At 76.1% G+C, this 9765-nt stretch carries 8 protein-coding genes and 1 riboswitch; of the genes, 1 reads left to right on the top strand and 7 read right to left on the bottom strand.

All coding sequences use genetic code 11. The features are described from left to right. Window positions 1-101 precede the first annotated feature (101 nt). Window positions 102-1523, bottom strand: a complete 1422-nt coding sequence (gene cobC, locus AC07FY_RS31320; protein ID WP_479013273.1) for an Rv2231c family pyridoxal phosphate-dependent protein CobC — start codon at window positions 1521-1523, stop codon at window positions 102-104. A 92-nt stretch (window positions 1524-1615) separates the two neighbouring features. Between cobC and AC07FY_RS31315 the strand changes: the two genes are divergently transcribed. Continuing rightward, window positions 1616-2341 (top strand): ZIP family metal transporter, encoded by a 726-nt coding sequence (locus AC07FY_RS31315; protein WP_479013270.1) that lies wholly within the window; start codon window positions 1616-1618, stop codon window positions 2339-2341. Window positions 2342-2343: 2 nt separating this feature from the next. On the opposite strand, the gene AC07FY_RS31310 is transcribed toward AC07FY_RS31315, so the two are convergent. From AC07FY_RS31310 to AC07FY_RS31285, 6 genes are all read right to left on the bottom strand, one after another. Further along, window positions 2344-3822: a cobyrinate a,c-diamide synthase gene (locus AC07FY_RS31310; RefSeq protein WP_479013267.1), complete on the bottom strand. Its 1479-nt coding sequence runs from the start codon at window positions 3820-3822 to the stop codon at window positions 2344-2346. A gap of 5 nt (window positions 3823-3827) precedes the next feature. After that, window positions 3828-4427, bottom strand: coding sequence for a cob(I)yrinic acid a,c-diamide adenosyltransferase (cobO, locus tag AC07FY_RS31305; RefSeq protein WP_479013264.1), 600 nt, complete (start codon window positions 4425-4427; stop codon window positions 3828-3830). Beyond that, window positions 4427-6565: a putative cobaltochelatase gene (locus tag AC07FY_RS31300; protein ID WP_479013261.1), complete on the bottom strand. Its 2139-nt coding sequence runs from the start codon at window positions 6563-6565 to the stop codon at window positions 4427-4429. Before AC07FY_RS31300 ends, cobO begins: the two co-directional genes overlap by 1 nt. A gap of 169 nt (window positions 6566-6734) precedes the next feature. After that, window positions 6735-8255, bottom strand: a complete 1521-nt coding sequence (locus AC07FY_RS31295; protein ID WP_479013258.1) for a cobyric acid synthase — start codon at window positions 8253-8255, stop codon at window positions 6735-6737. Further along, window positions 8252-9211 carry a cobalamin biosynthesis protein gene (locus AC07FY_RS31290; RefSeq protein WP_479013255.1) on the bottom strand — a complete coding sequence of 320 codons (960 nt, stop codon included), beginning with the start codon at window positions 9209-9211 and terminating at the stop codon, window positions 8252-8254. Before AC07FY_RS31290 ends, AC07FY_RS31295 begins: the two co-directional genes overlap by 4 nt. A 58-nt stretch (window positions 9212-9269) precedes the next feature. Next, a riboswitch (cobalamin riboswitch) is annotated at window positions 9270-9352 on the bottom strand. A 163-nt stretch (window positions 9353-9515) separates the two neighbouring features. Continuing rightward, window positions 9516-9737: a hypothetical protein gene (locus AC07FY_RS31285; protein ID WP_479013252.1), complete on the bottom strand. Its 222-nt coding sequence runs from the start codon at window positions 9735-9737 to the stop codon at window positions 9516-9518. Window positions 9738-9765 lie beyond the last annotated feature (28 nt).

Genomic DNA, 9765 nt, shown 5'->3' with positions numbered 1-9765 from the left:
CCCCCCCCCCCCCCCCCCCCCCCCCCCCCCCCCCCCCCCCCCCCCCCCCCCCCCCCCCCCCCCCCCCCCCCCCCCCCCCCCCCCCCCCCCCCCCGCCGGGTTCAGGGCGTGGTCAGCGCCAACGCGTGGTCCAGGGCCTGCAGGAGGCGGCCCGTCGTCGCCCGGTCGCGGACCGCCAGGCGCAGCCAGGATCCGTCCAGCCCCGGGAAGGTGTCCCCGCGGCGGACGGCGAAGCCGAGGGCGCGCAGCCGGGTGCGCACCTGCGCGCCGCCCGCGACCCGGATCAGGACGAACGGGCCCTGCGCCTCGCCCACCACGGTGACCTCGTCGAACTCCGCGAGCCCGGCCAGCAGGTGGGCCCGGTCCACGGCGATCTGCCGCGCCGCCTGCGCCGCCTCGGCCAGCGCCTCGGGAGCCGTACACGCCTCGGCCGCCACCAGCGCCGGGGTGGACACCGGCCACAGCGGCTGGGCCGCGGCCAGCTTCGCGACCACTGCCGGTTCGGCCAGCACGTAGCCGATCCGCAGCCCCGCGAGGCCCCACGTCTTCGTCAGGCTCCGCAGCACCACCAGCCCCGGCAGGTCCGTCCGGCCCGCCAGTGCCTCGCGTTCCCCGGGCACCGCGTCCATGAACGCCTCGTCCACCACCAGGATCCGGCCGGGTCGGGCCAGCGCGGCCAGCGCCGACGCGGGGTGCAGGACCGAGGTCGGGTTGGTCGGGTTGCCGACCACCACCAGGTCCGCCTCCTCGGGCACGGCCGCCGGATCCAGCCGGAACCCGTCCGCCGCGGCCAGTACCACCCGCTCCACCCGGTGGCCCGCGTCCCGCAGGGCCGCCTCCGGCTCGGTGAACTGAGGATGCACCACCACCGGCCGGACGGCGTCCAGAGCCCGGGCGATCAGGACGAAGGCCTCCGCGGCCCCGGCCGTCAGCAGGACCCGCTCCACGGGCAGCCCGTGCCGCTCCGCCACCGCCGCCCGGGCGGCCCGGCCGTCGGGGTACGCGGACAGGTCGCCGAGGCAGTCCGCGATGCGCCGCCTGAGCCACTCGGGGGGCGTGTGCGCCCGTACGTTGACCGCGAGGTCGACCAGGCCGGCGCCCGCGTCGACCACCTCCGCGTCGCCGTGGTGGCGCAGGTCGTGGGCCTGCGCCGTGGCCACCGCGCAGGTCGCGGCCATCGACCGGCGCTTGGGCACCAGGAGTTCACCGCCACCCGCGAGTGCCGCGGCCTCCGCCACCGACGGGGTCCCGGTGGCGGAGCGCGTCGCCTCCGACGGATGCGGCACGGGGACCGCCGCCAACGTGTGCGCCGGGTAGCCGACGAGCGGTACGCCGAAACGTTTCGCCGCACCCGCCAGCCCGGCCTCCTCCACCTTCGAGTCCACCGTCGCCAGAGCCGTCACCGCCCCCGGAGCCAGCCCGGCCCCCCGCAGCGTCTCCTCGACCAGGGCGCACACCTCGGCCACGGACACCCCCGCGCGCCCGCCGACCCCGACCACCAGCCGCGTCACGTCCTCGCCCACCGGGGCTCCCTTCCGTAGATCGTCAACAGTCCGCCGCCCGCCACCCGCGCGCGGACGTGCGCGCGGGGCCGGGAATCGGTATGCAGGGGCACATGGCCGTGATCGTGGCACTGGGCGCGTTCCTGATGACCCTGGCGGGCGGATGGGCGGCGCAGCGCGTCACCGACCGCCGCCATCTCGTGCTGGGCCTGGCCGGCGGGCTGATGCTGGGCGTCGTCGGCCTCGACCTGCTCCCCGAATCCCTGCACGCGGCGGGCGGCGAGGTGTTCGGCGTCCCGCTCGCCCTGCTGCTCTTCGTGGCCGGATTCCTCGTCGCGCACGTGGTGGAACGCCTCCTCGCCGTGCGCCAGGCCGCGCACGGGGCGGAGGACGGCGCCCGGGTCCCGCAGGTCGGGCTCACCGCGGCCGCCGCGATGGTCGGCCACAGCCTCGCCGACGGGGTGGCCCTGGGGGCCGCGTTCCAGGTCGGCGGGGGGATGGGGGCTGCCGTGGCGCTGGCCGTCATCACCCACGACTTCGCCGACGGGTTCAACACCTACACGCTGACCCGGCTGTACGGCAACGCCCGCCGCAAGGCGCTGATGATGCTCTTCGCCGATGCCGCGGCGCCCGTGGTGGGCGCGGCGTCCACGCTGCTGTTCACCCTTCCGGAGGAACCGCTCGGCGCCTACCTCGGCTTCTTCGGCGGGGTCCTGCTGTACCTGGCGGCCGCCGAGATCCTGCCCGAGGCCCACCACGAACACCCCGCCCTGTCCACGCTGATGTGCACGGTGGGCGGGGTCGCCGGGATCTGGCTCGTGGTCGGCCTCGCGGAGTGATCTCACGGCCGGGCCGCCGCGGCCCCGGTGAAACGCGCGGCGACGGACGGCTCCGCCGCCCAGTGCGTGTGCAGGTAGCTGGCGTGCACGCCCTGCCGGACGAAGCCCTCGACGCGGCGCTCCGGGTGGGTGAACCCCCACGCGGGGGCCGGGCCGGCGCCGGGCTCCACCACCGTCCGGTGGAACTCGTGCCCCCGCAGCCGGGTTCCGGCCGCCGCCAGGGCGCTGTCGCGGACCGCCACGGCCTCGCGGTAGCCGAGGGTGAGCCGCTCCGACATCCGGGCCTCGGCGTCGAGCACCCCGCACATGGGCTTGCCGTCCAGGGACCGCGCGAGGTAGAGCAGCCCGGCGCACTCGGCGGCCACCGGGCCGCCCGCCGCGGCGAAGGCGGCCACGGCCGCGCGCAGCGGTTCGTTCGCCGACAGCTCGGGGGCGTAGACCTCCGGGAAGCCGCCGCCGATCACCAGACCGGCGGTGCCGTCGGGCAGTGCCTCGTCGCGCAGCGGATCGAACGGCACGACGTCGGCGCCGGCGGCCGTCAGCAGCTCGGCGTGCTCGGCGTACGAGAACGTGAACGCGGCCCCGCCGGCGACGGCGACCACCGGTCGTGGGCCCGGGCTCTGCCCCGGACCCCGCGCCCCGATCGCCGGCGAGGCCGGATCGTGGCCGATGGCGTCCGCCAGGCGCGGCCCTGCCAGCCCCTCCGGCGTGTGCGGAGCGGATTCGGGGGCCGAGCCCCGGCTGCGCGCCAGCGCCGTCGCGGGCGACCACGCTTCGCACGGCAGGGCCGGGGCCGTGCGGGCCAGAGCCATCAGCGCGTCCAGGTCGCACCCGGCCCGGACCTGCGCCGCCAGCGCCGCGACCGCGGCCAGCGCGTCCGCCCGCCGCTCGGCCACCGGTACCAGGCCCAGGTGCCGCGACGGCGCCGCCACCTGCGGAGCCCGCCGCAGCACGCCGAGCACCGGCACGCCCGCCTCCTCCAGCGCCTCCCGCAGCATCACCTCGTGCCGGTCGGAGCCGACCTTGTTCAGGATCACGCCTCCCAGCCGGACCTGCGGGTCGAAGGACGCGAAGCCGTGCACCAGCGCCGCCACCGACCGCGACTGCGAGGAGGCGTCGACGACCAGCACCACCGGCGCCCGCAGCAGCTTGGCCACCTGCGCGGTCGACGCCAGCTCGCCCCGGCCCGCCGCCCCGTCGTAGAGGCCCATCACGCCCTCCACCACGGCGAGGTCGCACCCCGCCGCCCCGTGAGCGAACAGCGGGGCGATCAGCTCCGGCCCGCACATGAAGGCGTCGAGGTTGCGCCCGGGCCGGCCGGTGGCCAGCGCGTGGTAGCCCGGGTCGATGTAGTCCGGCCCGGCCTTGTGCGGGGACACGGCGAGGCCGCGCTCCGAGAAGGCCGCCATCAGCCCCGTGGCGACGGTGGTCTTTCCGCTGCCGGACGACGGCGCGGCGACGACCAGCCGGGGCACGTTCACGGACGTCACCACTCGATGCCTCTCTGGCCCTTCTGGCCCGCGTCCATCGGGTGCTTCACCTTGGTCATCTCGGTGACGAGGTCGGCGAACTCCAGCAGCTTCTCCGGCGCGTTGCGGCCGGTGATCACCACGTGCTGGGTGCCGGGCCGGGCCCGCAGCACCTCGATGACCTCGTCGACGTCGATCCAGCCCCAGTGCATCGGGTAGGCGAACTCGTCCAGCACGTACAGCTTGTGCGTCTGGGCCGCCAGGTCCCGCTTGACCTGCTCCCAGCCCTCCTTGGCCGCCTGTTCGTTGTCGAGCTGCGCGTCGCGCTGGACCCAGGACCAGCCCTCGCCCATCTTGTGCCAGACCACGGAGCCGCCCTCGCCGGAGGCGCCGAGCACCTTGAGCGCGTTCTCCTCGCCGACCTTCCACTTCGCCGACTTGACGAACTGGAACACCCCGATCGGCCAACCCTGGTTCCAGGCGCGCAGCGCCAGCCCGAAGGCCGCCGTGGACTTGCCCTTGCCGGGACCGGTGTGGACGAAGACGAGCGGACGGTTGCGGCGCTGGCGCGTCGTGAGGCCGTCGTCCGGAACGACGGTCGGCTGTCCCTGCGGCATTACGCGGCTCTCCTGGGGGTGTCGGAAGCGGAGGATGACACTGCGGTACGTACGTTCTTCACGAGCCCGGCCAGCGAGTCGGCCCGCAGCCCGTCGAGGGTGACGGCGGGACCGCCGAGATCGGCGGCCAGCACCCCGGCCAGACCCAGCCGGACCGGCCCGCTCTCGCAGTCCACGACCACGGACGCCACACCGGCGGCCCGCAGCAGCCGGGCGCTGCGCCCGGCCACCTCGCGCGGGTCACCGCCGACGGCGCCGGCCGAGGTGGCCCGCCCGTCGGTGACGAGCACGAGGAGCGGCCGCCGCGAGGGGTCCCTGAGCCGCTCGACCCGCAGCACCTCGTGGGCCTTCAGCAGCCCGGCGGCCAGCGGGGTGCGGCCGCCCGTCGGCAACCGCTCCAGCCGGGCCGCGGCCGCGTCCACCGAGGAGGTGGGCGGCAGCGCCAGCTCGGCCGCCGCCCCGCGGAAGGTGATGAGGCCGACCTTGTCCCGGCGCTGGTAGGCGTCCAGGAGCAGCGACATCACGGCGCCCTTGACCGCGCTCATCCGCTGACGGGCGGCCATCGAGCCCGAGGCGTCGACGACGAAGAGGACGAGGTTGCCCTCGCGGCCCTCCCGCGTGGCCTGGCGCAGATCGTCCTTGCGGATCACCAGGCCGCGCCCGTCGCGGCCGCGTGCCCTCTGGTGCGGGGCGGCCGCGTGCACGGTCGCCGCCAGGTGCAGCTTCGTGAGCTGGCCGCGGGGGCGCTGGGCGCCGGTGGTCCGGCCGTGGGCGGTACGGGCCCGCGAACGCCGTCCGGCGGCGCCCTCGCCGAGGCCGGGCACGCTCAGCATCCTGGTCCGGAACGGCTCCGCCGCCCCTACGGCGGCCTGTTCGGGCGCGGCGCCGTCCCGGGAGGCGGGCCGGGGGTCGGGGGACTCCTCGGCGGCCGGGGCCGGCGCGGGCGGCGTCGCGTCCTCGCGCGCCCCGGGGGAGTCAGGGGCCTCGGGCGCCTCGGGACCGCCGCCCCGCGGGGGGACCCCGCCGCCTCCGCCGTCCGGGCCCCCGTCGTCCGGACCGTCGTCGTGCGGACCCTGGCCGTCCGGGCCCTCCGGCTCGGGCTCGGGCTCGGGCTCCGGCTCCTCGTCGGGGAACCGGTCCAGGATCTCGTCGAGCAGGTCCTCGTCGAGGCCCGGCGCGTCGAACGGAGCACGGCGGCGCCGGTGGGGAAGCGCCAGCAGCGCGGCCTGCCGCACGTCCTCCTTCAGCACCTCGGTCCGCCCGGCCCAGGCGGCCAGGGCCGTCGCGGTCCGGGCCATCACGATGTCCGCCCGCATGCCGTCGACCTCGAAGCCGGCGCAGGTCGCGGCGATCCGGAGCAGGGCGGTGTCCCCGAGCCGGACCTGCGGCAGCAGCGCCCGCGCCGCCACCACCCGGGCGCGCACCGCGCGTTCGTCATCCGCCCAGCGGGTCGCGAAACCGGCCGGGTCGTCCTCGTAGGCCAGCCTGCGGCGCACGACCTCGACGCGCTGGACGGGCTCCCGGGAGGCCGCCACCTCGACCGTCAGCCCGAACCGGTCGAGGAGCTGCGGGCGCAGCTCGCCCTCCTCGGGGTTCATGGTGCCGACGAGCAGGAACCGCGCGGCGTGCCGGACGGAGACCCCCTCGCGCTCCACGTACGAGGCGCCCATCGCGGCGGCGTCGAGGAGCACGTCCACCAAGTGGTCATGGAGGAGGTTCACTTCATCGACGTACAGGATCCCGCGGTGCGCGTCGGCGAGCAGGCCGGGCTCGAAGGCCTTCACGCCCTCCGCCAGGGCCCGTTCGATGTCGAGGGCGCCGACCAGGCGGTCCTCGGACGCCCCGACGGGCAGCTCCACCATGCGGGCGGGCCGGGCGGCGCCGGGGCCGGGCTCGTGCGGGCCGTCCGGGCAGGCCGGGTCCGGCGCGCCGGGCGCGCACGAGAACCGGCACCCGGGCACCACGTCGACCTGCGGCAGCAGCGCGGAGAGGGCGCGCACGGCGGTGGACTTGGCGGTCCCCTTCTCGCCGCGGACCAGTACACCGCCCACCGCCGGGCTCACGGCGTTCAGCAGCAGTGCCAGCCTCAGATCGTCCTGGCCGACCACCGCTGTGAAGGGAAAGTGGGTGGTGCTCATCCGCTGATCACTCCTTCGAGTGGACCGCGCTCGTTGCCTGTTGCACAGGAGCGGTCCATGGTCATGCCGGCTTTCTGCTCCCCGTGGTGAAGGGGACGGCCCGCTGCTGCACGAGCACGTGATCGAACTGCGCTTCTGCTCCCCGGGCGTGCGGGGATCCGACGGGACTTCACGGTGCGCCCGGCGGGAGGAACGGCAGGCCCGCCGGGGCCCCGGTCTCGATCAGCCGGAGCAGGGCTTCCGTGTCCGCGTGCTCCTCGATCAGGTCCCCCAGCAGGTCCAGCTGCCGCTCCCGCAGGGCGGAGAACGACGTGTCCGCCGCCGGGACGAACCGGCGGCCCGCGGCCGCGGCCACCTCCCGGAGGAACGCCCGGCGGAAGCCGTCCGACTCCAGCGAGCCGTGCCAGTGCGTACCCCACACCGACCCGACCCGGCAGCCGTCCAGGAACGGCTCGCCGCCCAGGACCTCGGCCACCCCGTGGTGGATCTCGTACCCCTCGACCGGCTCCCCGAGCGCCGAACCCTCCGGCCGCGCCAGGGTCTTCTCCCGCGCGAAGCGGACCCGCACGGGCAGCAGCCCGAGCCCGTCCACCGCACCGGCGCGTGATTCGACCTCGTCCTCGATGTGCTCGCCGAGCACCTGGAACCCGCCGCAGATCCCGAGCACCGGCCGCCCCTCGGCCGCCCGCCGCAGCAGCGCGTCCGCGAGCCCCCGTTCGCGCAGCCACTCCAGGGCCTTCACCGTGCCGCGCGTCCCCGGCACGACGACGAGGTCCGCGTCGGCCAGCTCCTCGGCCCGGTCCACGAACCGCACCACCACCCCCGGCTCCGCCGCGAGCGCGTCCACGTCCGTGAAGTTCGACATCAGGGGCACCGCGCACACGGCGACGCGCAGCACGTCCTCGCCCAGCGGCGGCGCCACCACGGACTCCCGTACCGCTCCCCGGAGGGAGACCCGCAGCCCGTCCTCCTCGTCGATGCCCAGCCCGTGCCGGAAGGGCAGGACCCCGTACGTGGCCCGCCCGGTCAGCCCGCGCAGCATCTCCATGCCGGGCTCCAGCAGCGAGACGTCGCCGCGGAACTTGTTGACCAGGTATCCGGCGATCAGCGACTGGTCCTGCGCCGACAGCAGGGCCGTCGTACCGAAGAAGGAGGCGAAGACACCGCCGCGGTCGATGTCCCCGACCACGACCACCGGGAACCGCGCGGCCCGCGCGATGCCCATGTTCACGATGTCGGTCCGGCGCAGGTTGATCTCGGCCGGACTCCCCGCTCCCTCGCAGACCACGGCGTCATAGGTGCCCCGCAGCTGCTCGAGGCAGTCCGTGACGATGCCGAGCAACTGCTCCTGCCTGCCCCCGTGGTAGCCGCGGGCGCTCATCTCGCCCACCGGCTTGCCCAGCAGCACCACCTGGCTGCTGCGGTCGCTGCCCGGCTTGAGCAGGACCGGATTCATCAGCGCGGTCGGCTCCACGCCCGCCGCCTGCGCCTGCATCGCCTGGGCGCGGCCGATCTCGGCGCCCTCCCGGGTGACGAAGGAGTTCAGCGACATGTTCTGCGCCTTGAAGGGCGCCACCTTGACGCCCCGGCGTGCCAGCCAGCGGCAGATGCCCGCCGTGACGACGCTCTTGCCCGCGTCCGACGTCGTTCCGGCGACCAGCAGTCCGCCACCGCGCTTAGCGCCGCTCATGCGCGCCCCCTCCGTGTTGTACGCGAGACCAGCATCCGGGCCGCCACACAGGTGCCCAGCGCCAGCCAGGTCACCCGCCGCGACAGCCGTACCGCCCGCTCGATGTCCGCGACCTCCACCGGCCGCCCCGCCCCGCCGTTGAGGACCGCGCGGTGTTCGACGCGGCCCCCGTACGCCAGGGTGCCCCCCAGCCGGACGCCCAGCGCCCCCGCGAAGGATGCCTCCACGGGCCCGGCGTTGGGGCTGGGGTGCCCGGCGGCGTCCGCACGCCAGGCCCGTACGGCTCCCCGCCGGTCGGGTCCGGCCGCCACGGCGGCCAGCGCGGTCAGCCGGGCACCGGGCCAGCCCGCCAGGTCGTCGAGCCGGGCGGAGGCCCAGCCGTAGCGCAGGTAGCGGGGGGACTTGTGGCCGACCATCGCGTCCAGGGTGTTCACCGCACGGAAGGCCAGCAGCCCGGGTACCCCGGCGACGGCCCCCCACACCAGGGCCCCGACCACCGCGTCCGAGGTGTTCTCCGCGACCGACTCCACCACGGCCCGGGCCATCTGCTGCTCGTCCAGGGCCTGCGGGTCGCGACCGCACAGGTGCGGCAGCCGCTCCCGGGCGACCTCCGCGTCCCCGGCGGCGAGCGCGCCCCCGATCGCGCGGGCCTCGCGGGCCAGCGAGGTGCCGCCCACCACGGCCCAGGTCGCGGCGGCGGTCAGGGCGATACGGGCGGCAGCGGGCCGGGAGCGCACGGCGCGGGCGCCGAGCGCGCCGACGGCGGCCGCGCCCCCGGCGCAGACGAGGGTGTGCAGAAGGCCCCGGGCGCGGTCGTCGCGCCACAGGGCGCTCTCGACGGCGGCGGCGGCTCGTCCGAAGGCGGCCACGGGGTGCCCTCGGCGCGGATCCCCGAGGATCCGGTCGCCGATCAGGCCCGCCGTGGCGCCGTACGCGAAGACGCGGTCGGCACGCATGGTGGCAGGTATGTCCTCACTCAGGGTCCGCGCCCTGGTTCGACGTGTCCGGCGGCGAGAGTTCCTGGCTCCCGGGTCGCACTCGGCGGAGTGACCCGGTGACAGTGGCGGGACCGCGCCGGATTCGCACCGGACTTCCTCTCCATGCCGCCGTGTTGGCCCGGGCAGTCCACCACGCACCGCGAAGGCCCGTCAACTCGCCGTTGACCTGCGGCGGGGGCGGGGCGGGGGCGGCCGGAAGCGGGCGGGGGTGCGCGAAGGCTCCCCCCGGGAGAACCCGGGGGGAGCCTTCGCCTGTGACGTCTCAGACGACGATCAGGTAGATCCCGTAGGCCACGGCCGCCGCGCACAGCGCGAAGCAGGCGTAGGCGCCGCTGCGGGCCAGGGTGGCCGCGCCGCCCTGCTCGGTGGCGGTCTCGTGCTTGGAGAGGCCCATCAGGCCGAGGGTGAACAGGGCCACGAGGGCGACGGTGGCGGAGAGGCTGACCCCGAACACGGAGCCGAGGGCTGCCCAGTCGATCTTCATACCGCTGATTCCTCTGTCGTTCTCGGGG

This window comes from Streptomyces sp. NPDC045967, from assembly GCF_056430495.1.
Note: the sequence above shows the minus strand (reverse complement) of the source record. Positions and strands in the feature narration are given on the sequence as shown.

Coding starts and splice junctions, on each gene's coding strand:
- AC07FY_RS31285 (WP_479013252.1), bottom strand. CDS start 9,737: ATGAAGATCGACTGGGCAGCCCTCGGCTCCGTGTTCGGGGTCAGCCTC.
- AC07FY_RS31290 (WP_479013255.1), bottom strand. CDS start 9,211: ATGCGTGCCGACCGCGTCTTCGCGTACGGCGCCACGGCGGGCCTGATC.
- cobO (WP_479013264.1), bottom strand. CDS start 4,427: ATGCCGCAGGGACAGCCGACCGTCGTTCCGGACGACGGCCTCACGACG.
- AC07FY_RS31295 (WP_479013258.1), bottom strand. CDS start 8,255: ATGAGCGGCGCTAAGCGCGGTGGCGGACTGCTGGTCGCCGGAACGACG.
- AC07FY_RS31315 (WP_479013270.1), top strand. CDS start 1,616: ATGGCCGTGATCGTGGCACTGGGCGCGTTCCTGATGACCCTGGCGGGC.
- AC07FY_RS31300 (WP_479013261.1), bottom strand. CDS start 6,565: ATGAGCACCACCCACTTTCCCTTCACAGCGGTGGTCGGCCAGGACGAT.